A 16015-nucleotide genomic window follows, 5' to 3' on the forward strand; every position below is an offset into this window, starting at 1 on the left:
GGCCTCGGAGTTACGCCCTCCGGATTATGGCCTCCGGGTTATGGCCTCCGGTCACAGCTCCCCGCCGCGCAGCCGCTCGACCTGCGCGGCGCTGAGCTCCACGGTCCGTCGCATATGGGCGGTGAGCAGGGCGATCTCCTCGTCGTCGTACCCATCGAACATGGCGTACCAGGCGCTGTTCAGCTTCTGCCACACCTCGCCGAACTCCGCCATCCGCTCAGGCACCAGCGTCACCAGCACCCGCCGCCGATCCTCGGCGTCACGCTCGCGCGTGACATACCCCGACCCCGCCCGCTCCAGCCGGTCGACGAGCCGCGTCGCGGACCCGGTGGTCAGCCCGGTCAGCTCGGCGACCCGCCCGGTGGTGACCGGACCGGGTTCGAGCCCCAGCAGGTTGAGGCACTGCAGATCCGTGGGGTGGAGCCGCAGATGGTCGGCGAGAGCTTGGTTGAACAGCGCATACGAGGCCATGAAGCGGCGCGAGGCGGTGGACAGCTCGTCCATCAGCCTGCCGCGCCCGGCCGCGCTCTTCTGCGTCATGCAGAGATCGTACGGCGCAACCTCGACGACACCTGCCTCGACGACGCCTCCACGACTCCTCTACGGCCGCTCGTCCGTCAGATACCGCTGGACGGTCGGCGCCAGCCAGCTCACCACCTCCTCCTGGGACATCTCGGCGGCGGGCGGGAAGCGGAGCACATAGCGCGCGAGCGCCATGCCAAGGATCTGCGAGGCGACGAGCGCGGCGCGGCGGGGAGCCTCGGCCGGGTCGGGACAGACGCCGGCGGCGACGGGCCCGATCTGCCCCTTGAAGATCTGGTGCGCGCGCTCGGCGGCCGCGGCATTGGTGACGCTGGCCCGAAGAAGTGCGGTCAGCACCTCGTCCTGCTCCCACCGGTCGAGGAAATGGGAGACCAGGACCGCGCCTATGTGCTTGCTGGGCAGGGCACCCAACTCCGGCAGGCTCAGGTCGAATTCGGAAGCGGCGGCGAACAGCCCCTCCTTGTTTCCGTAGTAGCGCATGACCATCGACGGGTCGATGCCGGCATCGCGGGCGATGGCTCGGATGGTGGCGCGCTCGTAACCGTCCGCCGCGAAGCGCTCGCGGGCGGCTTCGAGGATCGCGGCCCTGGTGGCATCGGAGCGGCGTGGGCCGTTGGTAGCTTCCCTCGTCGTCATGCCAACAACTGTAGGCCAACAGGTGTTGACACGCCAGAGTCGACCGCTCTATGTTTGCCAACAAGCGTTGACCACCAAGTGTTGGCATACAGGAGGCAGCCATGACCGGCAGGCCCAGCACCAACGAAACGTCCCGCGCCACCGACGCAGACGTCCTCGTCGTGGGCGCCGGCCCCACCGGGATGCTGCTCGCGGGCGACCTCGCCGCCGCGGGCATCCCGGTCACCGTCATGGAGCGCCGCCCGCACGAGACCAGCAATATGACGCGTGCCTTCGGTGTGCACGCCCGCACCCTGGAGCTCCTCGACGCCCGGGGACTGGCCGACGAGCTGGTCAAGAAGGGCACCCCCATCACCGGCCTGCGTCTTTTCGGCCGGCTCTCCCTGGATTTGTCCCGGCTGCGGTCCCGGTTCCCGTTTCTGCTGATCATCCCGCAGTACGAGGTGGAACATCTGCTGGAGCGCCGAGCACTGTCCGCCGGCGTCGACTTCCGGTACGGGACGGAGCTGCTCGGCCTGAGCCAATCCGCCGACGCGGACGCGGACGCGGTCACCGCCGAGGTCCAGGACGCCGATGGCGTGCGGACCACCCTCCGCGCCCGCTATCTGGTCGGCACCGACGGAGTGCACAGCGCCGTCCGCAAGTCTCTCGGCCTGCCGTTCCCCGGCACCTCCGTGATCCGGTCCATCGTCCTCGCGGACGTCAGGCTCGCGGAGGAGCCACCGCACCTTCTCGCTGTGAACGGTGTGGGCGACGCCTTCGCCTTCATCGCCCCCTTCGGCGACGGCTGGTACCGGGTCATGGGCTGGAACCGCAAGCACCAGGTCCCTGACAGCGAGCCCGTCGATCTCGACGAGGTGCGCGAGATCGCCCGCCTTGCCCTCGGCACCGACCACGGCATGCACGACGCCCGCTGGATCTCCCGATTCCACAGCGACGAGCGCCAGGCCCCCGCCTACCGGACCGGCCGCGTCTTCCTCGCCGGTGACGCCGCGCACGTCCACTCCCCGGCCGGCGGCCAGGGCATGAACACCGGCCTCCAGGACGCGGCGAACCTCTCCTGGAAGCTCGCCTCGGTCCTGCGCGGCGACGCCCCCGACCCCGAGGCTCTCCTGGACAGCTACCAGTCCGAGCGGCACCCCGTCGGCAAGATGGTGCTGCGCAGCAGCGGCGCGATCGTCCGCCTCGCCATGGCCCACACCCCGCTCCAGCGCGCGGCCCGCTCCCTCGCGGCGCGTTTCCTGAACACGGTCCGTCCTGCCTCCACCAGGGCGATGGGCATGATCTCCGGGATCGGCATCGCCTACGGCGGCACACGCGGCGCCCACCGCCTCATGGGCAGGCGCGCACCCGACCTGGAGCTCGCCGAGGGCCGGCTCTACGAGCTGCTGCGCAAGGGCGAGTTCGTGCTGATCGCTCCGCCAGGCGCCCTCGAGGCAGGCGGCACATCCGCCGCCCCGGCCGTCCCCGGCCGTGTCATACGGGCGCACTGGACGACGGACCACCGCACCGCGCTCCTGGTCCGCCCCGACGGCTACATCGCCTGGGCGTCCAGCCGGTGACGGATGCCGCCCACCGGGAGGCCACCCGAGCGAGTCCCCGGCCGCCGGCGTGACACGCTGTGCCGATGCTCGTCGCCCGGTCCGCCGCCCTCTTCCTCCTCGCCGCCCTCTTCGAGATCGGCGGCGCCTGGCTCGTCTGGCAGGGGCTCAGGGAACACCGGGGCCGGATCTGGATCGGCGCGGGCGTCATCGCCCTCGGTGCGTACGGCTTTGTGGCCACGCTCCAGCCGGAAGGCGAGTTCGGCCGCATCCTCGCCGCGTACGGTGGAGTCTTCGTCGCGGGCTCCATCGTCTGGGGCATGGTCGCGGACGGCTATCGCCCGGACCAGTGGGACGTGATCGGCGCGCTGGTCTGCCTCGCGGGCATGGCGCTGATCATGTACGCCCCGCGGGGCCGCTGAGCCACGACCGCCCCGCCCGCCTATCCTGGGTCGCGTATCGATCACATGCACGAGGAGTAGGACATGACCGCCGCTGGGACCGCTGTCGCCGTCATCACCGGAGCCAGCAGCGGCATCGGTGCCGCCACCGCACGCCAACTCGCCGCCGCCGGCTACCACGTCGTCCTCACCGCCCGCCGCAAGGACCGCGTCGAAGCGCTCGCCGCTGAGCTCACCGGCGCGGGCCACCGGGCCACCGCGTACGCCCTCGACGTCACCGACCGCCCGGCCGTCGACAACTTCGCCGCGTCCCTCGACCGCTGCGACGTCCTCGTCAACAACGCGGGCGGCGCACTCGGCGCGGACCCCGTCGCCACCGGCGACCCCGCCGACTGGCGCCAGATGTTCGAGGTCAACGTCATCGGCACCCTCAACACCACGCAGGCCCTGCTCCCGGCCCTCACCGCCGGCGGCGACGGCACCGTTGTGATCCTCTCCTCCACCGCGGGCCACGCCACCTACGAGGGAGGCGGAGGCTACGTCGCGGCCAAGCACGGCGCCCACGTCCTCGCCGAGACCCTCCGCCTGGAGATCGTCGGCACCCCGGTCCGCGTGATCGAGATCGCCCCCGGCATGGTCAAGACCGAGGAGTTCGCGACGACCCGCTTCCGCGGCGACGCGGAGAAGGCCGCGAAGGTCTACGCGGGCGTGGCCGAACCCCTCACCGCCGACGACGTCGCCGACACCATCACCTGGGCGGTCACCCGCCCCTCCCACGTGAACATCGACCTACTGGTGGTCCGCCCCCGCGCCCAGGCCTCCAACGCCAAGGTGCACCGCGAACTCTGAGGCCGGCCCCGGACAAGGCTGAGGCGGATGCGGCCTCGGCCGCCGTCGATCCCTCGACGGCGGCCGAACCAGATTCCTCGCACTGTGTCAGGGGTTCACCCCTTGTCCTGCTTGACGGGGGCGGCCTCTTCGTCCGAGTCACAGCCAGGGACGTCGCCGTCGCAGTTGGTGGGCTCGTTCCCGGTGATCTTGCTGTCGTCGTCGAGCGTGACGACGGCGCCCTCCCAGTTGTAGATGCCGCTGCCGAGATTGACGGCGCGGTTCTCCGAAACCTTCGTGTCCTCGAGCGTCAGTTGGGTGGTGTCGGCTGTCGCTTCCTGCTCGTTGTTGATGCCGCCGCCGTCCCGGCCCGCCTGGTTCTTCAGGACCTCGCTCTTCGCCGCCCGGCACTCGACGAACCCATTGATATCCGCACCCACGCGGAAACTCCCTGCCGGCCGATCTGTTCAGCGGAGAGGGGCCGCAGACGCCGCACGCTGTGCTCGGCCCACGACCCCTCGATTGCGGGTCAACAGCCTCAGCCCTTCACGCACACAACCTGCTTCAGCTTCGCGACCACCTCGACCAGATCCTTCTGCTGGTCGATGACCTTCTCGATCGGCTTGTACGCTCCCGGGATCTCATCCACGACGCCGGAGTCCTTACGGCACTCCACACCCCGCGTCTGCTCCTCCAGGTCCTTCGTCGAGAACCGCCGCTTCGCAGCGTTCCGGCTCATCTTCCGGCCCGCCCCGTGCGAGGCCGAGTTGAAGGACTTGGCGTTCCCCAGCCCCTTCACGATGTAGGAGCCGGTGCCCATCGATCCCGGGATGATGCCGAAGTCCCCGCTGCCCGCCCGAATCGCGCCCTTACGGGTCACCAGCAGGTCCATGCCCTCGTACCGCTCCTCCGCCACGTAGTTGTGGTGGCAGGAGATGACCGGCTCGAAGGTCACCTTCGCCTTCTTGAACTCCTTGCGGACCACGTCCTGGAAGAGTCCCATCATGATCGCGCGGTTGTACTTCGCGTACTCCTGCGCCCAGAACAGGTCGTTACGGTACGCCGCCATCTGCGGCGTGTCCGCGATGAAGACCGCCAGGTCACGGTCGATCAGACTCCGGTTGTGCGGCAGCTTCTGGGCCTCGCCGATGTGGTACTCGGCGAGCTCCTTGCCGATGTTCCGGGACCCGGAGTGCAGCATCAGCCAGACCGATCCCGACTCGTCCAGACAGAACTCAATGAAGTGATTTCCGCTTCCGAGCGAGCCCATCTGCTTCGTCGCCCGCTCCTGACGGAACTTGACCGCATCAGCCACCCCATCGAACCGGCTCCAGAAATCACCCCACCCCGCCGTCGGAAAACCGTGCAACCGGCCCGGGTCCACCGGATCGTCGTGCATCCCCCGGCCGACCGGAATCGCCTGCTCGATCTTCGAGCGGAGCCGGGAAAGGTCACCCGGCAGGTCGTTCGCGGTCAGCGAAGTCTTCACCGCCGACATGCCGCAGCCAATGTCGACGCCGACCGCCGCCGGGCAGACCGCCCCATGCATCGCGATCACCGAGCCGACCGTCGCGCCCTTGCCGTAGTGGACGTCCGGCATCACGGCGAGGCCCTTGATCCACGGCAGGGTGGCGACGTTCTGCAACTGCTGCATGGCACCGCCCTCGACCGTCGAAGGGTCGGCCCACATCCGGATCGGGACCTTCGCACCCGGTACCTCTACGTACGACATACTCCCTCGATTCCCCCGAAAGCCCATAAAAGTCTTAAAGCGCAAAACCTGCCTGAAGGTCCGCAAAAGACTCAACGGACCGGCATCCACGGCTGCGCGTGCGATAGACATTGTGTCCATCGGCCGCTGTCGGGCGGCAACCGTTTTTCCTCTCGAAGGGAGCCTGGGACCGTGCAACGAAAGGCGTACGCACCCGGCCTGGCGGCGCTCCTCGCGGCGCTCGTCGCCGGCTGCACCGCCGGCACCGCCAACGACGGCTCCGCCATCGACTCCAAGGCCGGCGGCCCCAAGACCTCCGTCGCTCCCCCCGGCAAGTACCGCACGCTCCCCGAGCCCTGCGGCTCCATCGACCGCTCCACCCTCAAGAATTTGCTGCCCGGAGCCGCCGAACTGCCCGAGGAACAGCAGCAGAGGATCTTCCGCGGCACGGCCGTCGTCACCTACGACACCGACCGCCGCGTCGGCTGCGGCTGGAAGGCCGACTCCGCGGACGCATCCCACATTCTCAGCGTCGACTTCGAGCGGGTCGTCTCGTACGACACGGCCGTGAGCGACGACGACCGGGCGCAGGAGGTCTTCGCCAAGAAGCAGGCCGCGGCCTCGCTGCCGGTCCCCGCCGCCTCCTCCCCCTCCCAGCCCCAGTCGCAGTCATCGTCGAAGTCCACGACGCCGACACCGACAGGGAGCGCAACGCCGGCGGGCACTCCGTCCGCCTCCTCCTCCGCCTCCTCCTCCGGCACCCCCGACGGGCTCGAACCCCGCGTCCTCGACAGCCTCGGCGACGCCGCCTTCATCGACGACGTCCTCACCGGAGCGGGCGCCGGATCCACCGCCCAGCGCCGCACCGTGAGCGTGGTTTTCCGCACATCGAACGTGATCGTGACCGTCGTCTACGGCGCGCAGCCCGCCCGTACGACAGAGGTCCCTGACAGCAAGGAACTGCAGGAAAAGGCACAGAGTCTGGCCGGCAAACTCGCCAGGGGGTTCAGCGACTGACCGGCCCCGCGGACCGGCCGGTCAGTGGCGTACGTATCCGCAGACACACCCGCGGACGCGCCATGTCCGCGTACCGTGGCCTCGCCGACCGGACGGGCAGCCGGACAGCCGGACAGCCCGTACGACACGACAATCGATCGACTGAAGGAACCATGCAGCGTTCAGCCCCGCGACTCACCCGCATACTCGCCTGCGCAGCCGTCCCGGTGATGCTCGTCGTCGCCGGCTGCTCCTCGGACTCCGGCTCCAACGCCGGCAAGGCCTCGTCCTCCCCCGCCCCCTCCTCTCAGGACCAGCAGGGCGGGCAGAAGCCCGCGACCGTCGCGCCCGCCAAGTACGCCAAGCTGCCCAGCCCCTGCAAGTCGGTCTCCACGAAGACGATCGAGAAGCTGGTCCCGGCAACGAAGTCCAAGGCGGGCACATCGGGCAAGTCGAGCGATATCACCAGCCGCGGCAGCTGCTCCTGGAACGGTCTGGACGACAACGGCGTCAAGGGCTCGCAGTACCGCTGGTTCGACGTCTCCTTCCTCCGGTACGACTCCGAGACGTCCCTCGGCGTCAGCGGCCAGAAGCGCGCCGAGGACAACTACGCCAAGGAGATCGCCAAGGCGCAGGCCACCGAGGGCGCGAAGAATGTCCGGACCTCGCCCGCGAAGGGCGTCGGCGAGGCGGCCACGGCCATCCGTTACGAGCTGAATAAGACCGGCGAGGACTTCTCCTACGCCACGATCGTGACACGTACGGACAACGTCGTGATCACGCTCACCTACAACGGCACCGGCTACGCGGGCGCGAAGTCCCCGGCCTCCGCCGACCTGTTGGACAGCGCGATGGCGGCCGCCAAGGAGGCCGTGGCCTCGATCGCCGCCGCCAATAAGTAGGTTCCGGCCACGGCCTCAAGTAAGTCCCGGCCACCGCCTGTTGACGCAGTCCGTTACCCCCTGGAAGCACGCCCGGAGGGACGGACTCCGCAACCGTGTGCCAGGCTGTGCCCGCTGGATTCGAAAACGGGAGGGGATCGCGGGTGGCCGCGATGCAGCTGACACGCACGCACCGAATACTCATCGGGCTCGTCGTCGCGGGTGCGGTGATCATCGCCGCGATCGGCTTCGCCGGGTCGTACGCCGCCGTGCGCGAACTCGCCGTGAGGAAGGGCTTCGGCGACTTCTCCCTCGTCTTCCCCATCGGCATCGACGCGGGCATCTGCGTCCTGCTCGCCCTGGATCTGCTGCTGACCTGGCTGCGCATCCCGTTCCCGCTGCTGCGCCAGACGGCCTGGCTGCTGACGGTCGCCACGATCGCCTTCAACGGCGCGGCGTCCTGGCCCGACCCGCTCGGCGTCGGCATGCACGCGGTCATCCCGGTGCTGTTCGTCGTCTCGGTCGAGGCCGCGCGGCATGCCGTGGGCCGGATCGCGGACATCACGGCGGACAAGCACATGGAGGGCGTGCGCCTCACCCGCTGGCTGCTGTCCCCCGTCCCCACGTTCAAGCTGTGGCGCCGGATGAAGCTGTGGGAGCTGCGCAGTTACGAGCAGGTCATCAGGCTGGAGCAGGACCGGCTGATCTACCAGGCGCGCCTCCAGGCCCGGTTCGGGCGGGGCTGGAGACGCAAGGCCCCGATCGAGTCGCTGATGCCGTTGCGGCTGGCGAAATACGGCGTTCCGCTCGCCGAGACGGCCCCGGCGGGGCTGGCCGCGGCGGGCATCGAGCCGGTGCTGCTGCCCCCAGCGCCCCAGCCCCAGGTCGAGTCGCAGCCCCAGCAGCAGGTCCAGGTCCAGCCGCAGCCCCATCCTGAGCTGCCGCGCGGGCAGGAGTGGCCGCAGGAGCACGACGAGTACCAGGAGCAGCACGAGGAGCAGCACGAGGGGCAGTACGAGCAGCAGTACCAGGAGCAGTACGAGCAGCAGTACGAGCAGCAGTACGACCCGCAGCACGAGCAGTACGCCACACAGCAGCCGCAGCCCCAGCCGCAGCAGCAGCCCGGTGAGGACGGCTCAGCCACCCACGAGAGCCCCTGGTTCGCCGCGCCGCAGGTGCCGCAGGAGGCATACGAAAGCGCCGCCTTCAACCCGGCGTACGTCGAGGGCCTGGAGCCCACCCCCGTACGCGTCCCCGCGGGCCCGGGCCGCACCCGCCCTCTCGGCGGTATGGTCCCCGGCCCCCGTACGGAGGCCCAGCAGCCGGAACCCCAGGGCTTCCCCGAGCCGGTGGACGAGGCGTTGGAAGTGCCTGCCGCCCCCGGCCCTGCGGAGGACGAGGAGTTCGCCGGGCTCGCGTACCCGGTCTTCCGAACGTACGTGCAGCAGCACGGGGACTTCCCCAGCGCCGAGCAACTCGACATACACCTCAACGACGGCCACGGCGTCCAGCACCCCCGCAGCCCCGCGCTGCTGCGCCGGCTGATCCCGGCGTTCAGGAACCGCTATCAGTCGGACCTGGAAGCCGAGCACATCGCCTAGCGGACGGCCCGCTGCTTTCCATAGCCGAACATCCGTAACATCCGTACCCGGACAACGGGTGGAGGGCCCCACAACGGGTGGAGGGCCCCCGCCCGGTACCGAACCGGACAGGAACCCTCCACGAACCCGCAGCTCGCAGCTACGCGCCGAGCAGCTTGCGCACCCGGTCCGCGCCCACCGCCAGCAGCAGCGTCGGCAGCCGCGGCCCCGTGTCCTTGCCCACCAGCAGGTGGTACAGCAACGCGAAGAACGACCGCTGCGCGACCTTCAGCTCCTGCGTCGGCTTGGCGTCCGGCTCCAGGCCCGCCATCACCTTCGGCACGCCGTAGACCAGCGTCGTCAGACCGTCCAGGGACCAGTGCGTGTCCAGCCCCTCGAGCAGCAGCCGCAGCGACTCGCGCCCCCGGTCGTCCAGCGAGCCGAGCAGCTGCGTGTCCGGCTCCTCGCGCACCAGGGTGCGCTGGTCGGCCGGGACCTGGGTGGTGATCCAGTTCTCGGCGCAGTCCAGCCGGGGCCGGACCTCGTCCAGCGAGGACAGCGGGTTCGCCGGGTCCAGGTCGCTCAGGATGCGGATCGTCTGCTCGTCGTGGCCCGCCGTGATGTCGACGACAGAGGCGAGCGTGCGGTACGGCAGCGGGCGCGGCGTACGGGGCAGCTCACCCGCGGCGGTACGCGCCGCCCGCGAGTGGGCGGCTGCGTCCGCGGGCAGCGCCGTCCCCTCCGCGACCTTGGCGTCCAGCTTGTCCCACTCGTCGTAGAGCCGCTGGATCTCCTGGTCGAAGGCGATCTTGAAGGACTGGTTCGGCCGCCGCCGCGCATACAGCCAGCGCAGCAGCTGCGGCTCCATGATCTTCAGCGCGTCGGCCGGCGTCGGCACGCCACCCCGCGAGGACGACATCTTCGCCATGCCGCTGATCCCCACGAACGCGTACATCGGGCCGATCGGCTGCACACCGTCGAAGATCTCCCGCACGATCTGCCCGCCGACGACGAACGACGACCCCGGCGACGAGTGGTCGACGCCGCTCGGCTCGAAGATCACGCCCTCGTACGCCCAGCGCATCGGCCAGTCGACCTTCCAGACCAGCTTGCCGCGGTTGAACTCGCTCAGCCGCACCGTCTCCCCGAAGCCGCACGCCGAGCAGGTGTACGTCAGCTCGGTCGTCTCGTCGTCGTACGACGAGACGGTCGTCAGGTCCTTCCCGCACTGCCCGCAGTAGGGCTTGTACGGGAAGTAGCCCCCGGCGCCGCCACTGCCGTCGTCCTCGGCGGCCGCGCCGGAACCCTCCGCCGCCTCCAGCTCCGCCTCGTCCACCGGCTTCTGCGACTTCTTCGCGGGAGCCTTCTTGGTCCGGTACTGGTCGAGGATCGCGTCGATCTTCGCCCGGTTCTTCATCGCGTGCAGGATCTGCTCGCGGTACGCACCCGCCGTGTACTGCTCGGTCTGGCTGATGCCGTCGTACTCCACACCGAGTTCGGCCAGCGCCCCGACCATCGCGGCCTTGAAGTGCTCGGCCCAGTTCGGGTACGCCGACCCGGCCGGCGCGGGCACCGAGGTCAGCGGCTTGCCGATGTGCTCGGCCCAGGTGTCGTCCACACCGGGCACGCCGGCCGGCACCTTGCGGTACCGGTCGTAGTCGTCCCAGGAGATCAGATGCCGGACTTCGTACCCACGCCGCCGGACCTCGTCGGCGACCAGGTGCGGGGTCATCACCTCACGCAGATTGCCCAGGTGGATCGGGCCGGAGGGCGACAGGCCGGACGCGACGACCACGGGTTTGCCAGGCGCACGTCGCTCCGACTCGGCGATGACCTCGTCCGCGAAACGGGAGACCCAGTCGGTCTCGGTGCTGCTCTGAGCCACGATCGGCACGTCCTCGTCCTTGATGCTCGGGTTGCTCGGGTTGATTCGGTCGGTTCGGTTGCTTGGGTTGTAAACCATTCTCCCAGACGGGAGGCACCCCTCCGAGGTTGCCCGCTCCCCAGCCATTCTCGCGGGAAATGGCTTGTGTCTCCATGGAATACTTGACAACCGTCCAGACACCCCACGACACCCTCGACAGGAACGGAAGCTCATGGCCTCGGTCCCTTCCCTCGCTTCGACCGTGCAGCAACGCCTCGCGGACGCCCTCTCGGCAGCTCTGCCGGAGGCCGGCTCCGCCGACCCGCTGCTGCGCCGAAGCGATCGGGCCGACTTCCAGGCCAACGGCATCCTGGCCCTCGCCAAGAAGCTGAAGGGCAATCCGCGCGAGCTGGCGACCAAGGTCGTCGAGGCGATCCCGGCCAATGATGTGCTGGGGGGCATCGAGGTCTCCGGCCCCGGCTTCCTGAACATCACGATCACGGACAAGGCGATCACCGAGACCCTGGCCGCCCGCACCGCCGACGAGCGGCTGGGCGTCCCGTACGCCGAGAACGCGGGCACGACGGTCATCGACTATGCCCAGCCGAACGTGGCCAAGGAGATGCACGTCGGCCACCTCCGCTCCGCGGTGATCGGCGACGCGATGGTGCAGATCCTGGAGTTCACGGGCGAGCAGGTGATCCGCCGCCACCACATCGGCGACTGGGGCACCCAGTACGGCATGCTCATCCAGTACCTGATCGAGCACCCGCACGAGTTGGACCACGAGGGCGCCGAGGAGGTCTCCGGCGAGGAGGCCATGTCTTCCCTGGACCGCATCTACAAGGCCTCCCGCGCGCTCTTCGACTCCGACGAGGAGTTCAAGGACCGCGCCCGCGACCGGGTGGTGGCGCTGCAGGCCGGGGATCCGGAGACGCGCGCCCACTGGCAGCGCTTCGTCGACGAGTCGAAGATCTACTTCTACTCGGTCTTCAACAAGCTCGACATGGAGATCCGCGACCCCGACATCGTCGGCGAGTCCGGCTACAACGACATGCTCGACGAGACCTGTCGCCTCCTGGAGGAGTCCGGCGTGGCGGTCCGCTCGGAGGGTGCGCTGTGCGTCTTCTTCGACGACGTAAAGGGACCGGACGGCAACCCGACCCCGCTCATCGTCAGGAAGAGCAACGGCGGCTACGGCTACGCGGCCACCGACCTCTCCGCCATCCGCGACCGGGTGCAGAACCTCAGGGCGAACACGCTCATCTACGTGGTGGACGCCCGGCAGTCCCTGCACTTCAAGATGGTCTTCGAGACCGCGCGCCGGGCGGGCTGGCTGAACGACGAGGTGAAGGCCGTCCAGCTGGCGTTCGGCACGGTGCTCGGCAAGGACGGCAAGCCGTTCAAGACCCGTGAGGGCGAGACGGTGCGGCTGGTGGACCTGCTGGACGAGGCGGTGGAGCGGGCGACGGCGGTCGTGCGCGAGAAGGCCGAGAAGGTCGGCCTGACCGAAGAGGAGATCGTCGAGAACGGCCGGTACGTCGGCATCGGCGCGGTGAAGTACGCGGACCTGTCCACCTCGGCGGCGCGGGACTACAAGTTCGACCTGGACCAGATGGTGTCGCTCAACGGCGACACGTCCGTGTACCTGCAGTACGCCTACGCCCGTATCCGGTCGATCCTCCGCAAGGCGGGCGACGTCAAGCCGGCCGCCCATCCGGAGCTCGAACTGGCCCCGGCGGAGCGCGCGCTGGGCCTGCATCTGGACCAGTTCGGCGAGGTCCTGTCAGAGGTTGCGTCCTCGTACGAGCCGCACAAGCTGGCCGCGTACCTCTACCAACTGGCCTCGCACCTCACGACGTTCTACGACCAGTGCCACGTCCTGAGCGAGGACAACCCCCCGGAGCTCGTCGAGAACCGTCTGTTCCTGTGCGACCTGACCGGCCGTACGCTCCACCAGGGCATGGCGCTCCTCGGCATCCGCACGCCTGAACGCCTCTGACGCTCACGGCTACGGCTGGGCGGACCCGCCCGCCCTTGTCCGGCCACGCACTGACGCACACCACGTGACAGCCCCCAACCGGTTCCCCGGCGGGGGCTGTCACCGCATTTCAGTCACATCAGCGGGCGCGACGTTCTGCCCGATGCTTCGTCGATCTCTGTGTGGGCCTTCTGCAGCAGTTGCGAGGCGAGGTCCATGAGCGCCCGTGCGCCCGAGATCTCCTCGCCCACCCTCAGCTGCTCCGGGTCGGAACGGTGGCGTTGGGCGTTGCCGTGGCTGCGCATTTCCGTGCCGTCGCCGAGCCTCACCATGGCGGCCGACCTCGTCCGGTCGCCGTCCTCCTGGAACTCCATCTCGATGTGCCATCCGACGAGTGTCTGCATGGCGGATCACCTCCAGCGGTACTTCTTCCAGAGTGCGCCGCCCGGCCGGAGATCACCACAGCACTTACCAGATGATGAGTACCTGACCGGCACCGACCCGGGCCTCGCAGCTCTGCACGACCTGGCGCTGCTGACCGGCATGTACGGAATGTTCATGGGCGTCCTGCAGGCCTTCGCACTGGTGCGTACGGAGAACATCCCAGCCACCGAATTCTCCGAGCTCCTGGTCCCCTGGATCAGCGCGATGCTCTCGAGCGCGCCGGAGCTGGCCAAGGCGATCGACTCGGGACAGCACCTGACGGATGTCCCCAGCCTCGCCGTCAGCCAGACCGCCTTCCCCAACCTCCTGGACACCTTCCGCGACCAGGGAGTCAGCACGGAACTCTTCGAGCCGCTCCAGGCGATCATGGACCGTGCGATCGACGAGGGCCATGCGGCCGACGGAGCGTCCCGTATCGCCGACCTGCAAGACACCGTGGGCCTGTTGGACCGTTTGCCAGGAGGGCGATGAGCACCGCACTGCACTGGTTCAAGTCCAGCCGCAGCGGCAACGACGGCGGCGCCTCCATCGAAGTCGCCTACGCCTGGCGCAAGTCCACGCACAACAGCGACGAAGGCGGCGCCGGCGTCGAGGTAGCCGCCCACCCCGCCGCCGTACACAATCCGCGACTCCAAGAACCCCGACGGCCCCATGCGCGCCCTCGCCCCCTCCACATGGGCCGCCTTTACCACCACCCTGTTCTGAGCCAATTGTCAGTGGCGACCCTTAAAGTCGCTTACATGCTGATCAACCCGAACGCCCTCGGCCTGGATCTGCCGCCCGGTGCCATGCGCGTCCAGCCGTCCCTCTGGTACGCGAACGAGCCCGCGCGGCACGACACTTGGGCGCGCTTGCTCCCCGCCCGGGAGGCGTCGGGCTTACACCCGGTGCTGCTCGTGAACGACGAGGACCGCTCCCTCACCTGGGACCGGGGTCTCGATCTCGACCGTGTGGCCCGTCCGGACGACCACGACGTCGAAGAGGTCCTGATGGCCCTGTGGGACTACGACATGGCGGAGAACGAGGCCGAAGACGACGCGGACACCATCGCCCCGTTCACGCCCGAGTGGCCGGGCCTCGCCCCCGCGGGCGAGCGGGTGGCCGACCCGGACGTCACGGCCGCCCGCGTCGCCGGCGAGCTGCTGAAAGCCGGCCGGCTGCCCGGCGCCCGGGCCGGGCTGATACCCGTACGCCGCAGCGCGGACATCCTCAGCGCGCTGGGCTGGACCGCTGCTGGTAACCACTCGGACACCGGCCTGCTCTCCGCCGTGCTGCGCTCCTGGGAGGACCGCTTCGGTGTCCGCGTCGTCGCGCTCCACTTCGACCGCGTGGACGTGTCCGTCGCGGCCCCGCCCCGCATGATGACGGAGGCGCTCGCAGTCGCCGCCGAGCACCACGCGTTCTGCCCGGACAACGTCCGGCAGGGGTACGACACGATCCGCGAGTACGCGGCGGAGGGCCTACTGGGCAGGCAGCACTGGACCTTCTGGTGGGACTGACCGGAGTAACAATTTTCGGCTGACCTCAGGCTGGCATTGGTCTATACCTTGACTCGATCACGCCAACGCGCTTGAGTGTGCGGCACCAGCCCCCCACCACGGCCTGTCCGGAGGCCCCAACGCCCGCTCCGGACGAGGCCGTTGCCGCGCAAAGGAGTGATCGAGTGCTGAGACACCGCATCATGGCGTTGCTGATCGCGGTCCTCGTAGGAAGCGGACTGGCCGCGGTCTTCATGCCCGCCGCCACCGCCGCCACCGCGGACGCCTGCACCTCCGCGCCGAACTGGTCCGCCGGTACTTGGTACGGCACTGGCAACGTTGTCAGATACACGGACGGCAAGTACTACATAGCCGAGCACGACAACCCGGGTTACGACCCCACCATCAGCACCTGGTACTGGGACCCGTACACCTGTAGTGGCGGCCAGAACCCGTCCCCGTCCGGCTTCGTCGTGAGCGAGGCGCAGTTCAACCAGATGTTCCCGAACCGGAATTCATTCTACACGTACAGCGGGCTGAACGCCGCCCTCGGCGCGTACCCCGGCTTCGCGAACACCGGCAGCGACACCGTCAAGAAGCAGGAGGCCGCGGCCTTCCTCGCCAACGTCAGCCATGAGACGGGCGGTCTGGTCCACATCGTGGAGCAGAACCAGGCCAACTACCCGCACTACTGCGACTGGGGCCAGCCCTACGGCTGTCCGGCCGGCCAGGCGGCGTACTACGGCCGTGGGCCGATCCAACTCAGCTGGAACTTCAACTACAAGGCGGCGGGCGACGCGCTCGGCATCGATCTGCTGGGCAACCCCTGGCTTGTGCAGAACGACGCCGCGGTGGCCTGGAAGACGGGCCTTTGGTACTGGAACACGCAGACCGGCCCGGGCACGATGACCCCGCACAACGCGATGGTCAACAGCCGCGGCTTCGGTGAGACGATCCGGAGCATCAACGGCAGCCTGGAGTGCAACGGCGGCAACCCCGGCCAGGTCCAGTCCCGCGTCACCAAGTACCAGCAGTTCGTCCAGATCCTGGGCACGACGCCCGGCTCGAACCTGTACTGCCGCCCGCCTCATACTCCTCGGCCTGCTGCAGGAACGCGTCGACGTTCATCTC

At 69.0% G+C, this 16015-nt stretch carries 16 protein-coding genes; 10 read left to right on the forward strand and 6 right to left on the reverse strand.

Translation table 11 applies throughout. The features are described from left to right. Positions 1-51: 51 nt before the first annotated feature. Together ACWDO5_RS10515 and ACWDO5_RS10520 are read right to left on the reverse strand one after the other, a co-directional pair. Complete coding sequence (locus ACWDO5_RS10515; RefSeq protein ID WP_450529930.1) at positions 52-540, reverse strand: MarR family winged helix-turn-helix transcriptional regulator; 489 nt, start codon at positions 538-540, stop codon at positions 52-54. Between the two features lie 60 nt (positions 541-600). Then, positions 601-1179: a TetR/AcrR family transcriptional regulator gene (locus ACWDO5_RS10520; RefSeq protein WP_450529931.1), complete on the reverse strand. Its 579-nt coding sequence runs from the start codon at positions 1177-1179 to the stop codon at positions 601-603. Positions 1180-1280: 101 nt separating this feature from the next. On the opposite strand from ACWDO5_RS10520, the gene ACWDO5_RS10525 reads away from it, so the two are divergent. The 3 genes from ACWDO5_RS10525 to ACWDO5_RS10535 all read left to right on the forward strand — a co-directional run bounded on the left by ACWDO5_RS10525 (position 1281) and on the right by ACWDO5_RS10535 (position 3970). Continuing rightward, positions 1281-2741, forward strand: coding sequence for an FAD-dependent monooxygenase (locus ACWDO5_RS10525; protein ID WP_450529932.1), 1461 nt, complete (start codon positions 1281-1283; stop codon positions 2739-2741). A gap of 65 nt (positions 2742-2806) precedes the next feature. Next, positions 2807-3142 (forward strand): YnfA family protein, encoded by a 336-nt coding sequence (locus tag ACWDO5_RS10530; RefSeq protein ID WP_450529933.1) that lies wholly within the window; start codon positions 2807-2809, stop codon positions 3140-3142. A gap of 63 nt (positions 3143-3205) precedes the next feature. Further along, entirely contained in the window at positions 3206-3970 is a 765-nt protein-coding gene (locus ACWDO5_RS10535) for an SDR family NAD(P)-dependent oxidoreductase (protein WP_450529934.1), read from the forward strand. A gap of 95 nt (positions 3971-4065) precedes the next feature. On the opposite strand, the gene ACWDO5_RS10540 is transcribed toward ACWDO5_RS10535, so the two are convergent. Continuing rightward, positions 4066-4389: a hypothetical protein gene (locus ACWDO5_RS10540; RefSeq protein ID WP_450529935.1), complete on the reverse strand. Its 324-nt coding sequence runs from the start codon at positions 4387-4389 to the stop codon at positions 4066-4068. A 98-nt stretch (positions 4390-4487) separates the two neighbouring features. Beyond that, entirely contained in the window at positions 4488-5681 is a 1194-nt protein-coding gene (locus ACWDO5_RS10545; protein WP_450529936.1) for an RtcB family protein, read from the reverse strand. A gap of 171 nt (positions 5682-5852) precedes the next feature. Here ACWDO5_RS10545 and ACWDO5_RS10550 point away from each other — a divergent pair, with 171 nt between their 5' ends. The 3 genes from ACWDO5_RS10550 to ACWDO5_RS10560 all read left to right on the forward strand — a co-directional run bounded on the left by ACWDO5_RS10550 (position 5853) and on the right by ACWDO5_RS10560 (position 9138). Further along, complete coding sequence (locus ACWDO5_RS10550; RefSeq protein ID WP_450529937.1) at positions 5853-6677, forward strand: DUF3558 domain-containing protein; 825 nt, start codon at positions 5853-5855, stop codon at positions 6675-6677. A 152-nt stretch (positions 6678-6829) separates the two neighbouring features. Beyond that, positions 6830-7558: a DUF3558 domain-containing protein gene (locus ACWDO5_RS10555; protein WP_450529938.1), complete on the forward strand. Its 729-nt coding sequence runs from the start codon at positions 6830-6832 to the stop codon at positions 7556-7558. A 143-nt stretch (positions 7559-7701) separates the two neighbouring features. Beyond that, positions 7702-9138 (forward strand): DUF2637 domain-containing protein, encoded by a 1437-nt coding sequence (locus ACWDO5_RS10560; RefSeq protein WP_450529939.1) that lies wholly within the window; start codon positions 7702-7704, stop codon positions 9136-9138. A gap of 139 nt (positions 9139-9277) precedes the next feature. Here ACWDO5_RS10560 and lysS read toward each other — a convergent pair whose 3' ends face one another. Beyond that, positions 9278-11011, reverse strand: a complete 1734-nt coding sequence (lysS, locus tag ACWDO5_RS10565; RefSeq protein WP_450529948.1) for a lysine--tRNA ligase — start codon at positions 11009-11011, stop codon at positions 9278-9280. Between the two features lie 202 nt (positions 11012-11213). Between lysS and argS the strand changes: the two genes are divergently transcribed. Further along, a complete protein-coding gene (gene argS, locus ACWDO5_RS10570) occupies positions 11214-12983 on the forward strand; it encodes an arginine--tRNA ligase (RefSeq protein WP_450529940.1) in 1770 nt (589 codons plus the stop codon). Positions 12984-13096: 113 nt separating this feature from the next. Here argS and ACWDO5_RS10575 read toward each other — a convergent pair whose 3' ends face one another. Continuing rightward, positions 13097-13366, reverse strand: a complete 270-nt coding sequence (locus tag ACWDO5_RS10575; RefSeq protein ID WP_450529941.1) for a DUF1876 domain-containing protein — start codon at positions 13364-13366, stop codon at positions 13097-13099. Between ACWDO5_RS10575 and ACWDO5_RS10580 the strand changes: the two genes are divergently transcribed. From ACWDO5_RS10580 to ACWDO5_RS10590, 3 genes are all read left to right on the forward strand, one after another. Beyond that, positions 13365-13877: an imine reductase family protein gene (locus ACWDO5_RS10580; RefSeq protein WP_450529942.1), complete on the forward strand. Its 513-nt coding sequence runs from the start codon at positions 13365-13367 to the stop codon at positions 13875-13877. The two genes, ACWDO5_RS10575 and ACWDO5_RS10580, sit on opposite strands and share 2 nt — an antisense overlap. Then, positions 13874-14905: a DUF4253 domain-containing protein gene (locus tag ACWDO5_RS10585; protein WP_450529943.1), complete on the forward strand. Its 1032-nt coding sequence runs from the start codon at positions 13874-13876 to the stop codon at positions 14903-14905. The genes ACWDO5_RS10580 and ACWDO5_RS10585 overlap by 4 nt, the downstream gene beginning before the upstream one ends. Positions 14906-15069: 164 nt before the next feature. Continuing rightward, positions 15070-16015: glycoside hydrolase family 19 protein (locus ACWDO5_RS10590; RefSeq protein WP_450529944.1), on the forward strand; the 946-nt coding region annotated here is incomplete at its 3' end.

The organism is Streptomyces sp. NPDC000880 (assembly GCF_053599675.1).

What these genes read in the sequence shown, in the direction of transcription:
- ACWDO5_RS10525 (WP_450529932.1), top strand. Translation starts at nt 1,281, where the DNA reads ATGACCGGCAGGCCCAGCACCAACGAAACGTCCCGCGCCACCGACGCA.
- ACWDO5_RS10555 (WP_450529938.1), top strand. Translation starts at nt 6,830, where the DNA reads ATGCAGCGTTCAGCCCCGCGACTCACCCGCATACTCGCCTGCGCAGCC.
- ACWDO5_RS10535 (WP_450529934.1), top strand. Translation starts at nt 3,206, where the DNA reads ATGACCGCCGCTGGGACCGCTGTCGCCGTCATCACCGGAGCCAGCAGC.
- ACWDO5_RS10520 (WP_450529931.1), bottom strand. Translation starts at nt 1,179, where the DNA reads ATGACGACGAGGGAAGCTACCAACGGCCCACGCCGCTCCGATGCCACC.
- ACWDO5_RS10515 (WP_450529930.1), bottom strand. Translation starts at nt 540, where the DNA reads ATGACGCAGAAGAGCGCGGCCGGGCGCGGCAGGCTGATGGACGAGCTG.
- ACWDO5_RS10545 (WP_450529936.1), bottom strand. Translation starts at nt 5,681, where the DNA reads ATGTCGTACGTAGAGGTACCGGGTGCGAAGGTCCCGATCCGGATGTGG.
- ACWDO5_RS10585 (WP_450529943.1), top strand. Translation starts at nt 13,874, where the DNA reads ATGAGCACCGCACTGCACTGGTTCAAGTCCAGCCGCAGCGGCAACGAC.
- ACWDO5_RS10580 (WP_450529942.1), top strand. Translation starts at nt 13,365, where the DNA reads ATGGCGGATCACCTCCAGCGGTACTTCTTCCAGAGTGCGCCGCCCGGC.
- argS (WP_450529940.1), top strand. Translation starts at nt 11,214, where the DNA reads ATGGCCTCGGTCCCTTCCCTCGCTTCGACCGTGCAGCAACGCCTCGCG.
- ACWDO5_RS10530 (WP_450529933.1), top strand. Translation starts at nt 2,807, where the DNA reads ATGCTCGTCGCCCGGTCCGCCGCCCTCTTCCTCCTCGCCGCCCTCTTC.
- ACWDO5_RS10575 (WP_450529941.1), bottom strand. Translation starts at nt 13,366, where the DNA reads ATGCAGACACTCGTCGGATGGCACATCGAGATGGAGTTCCAGGAGGAC.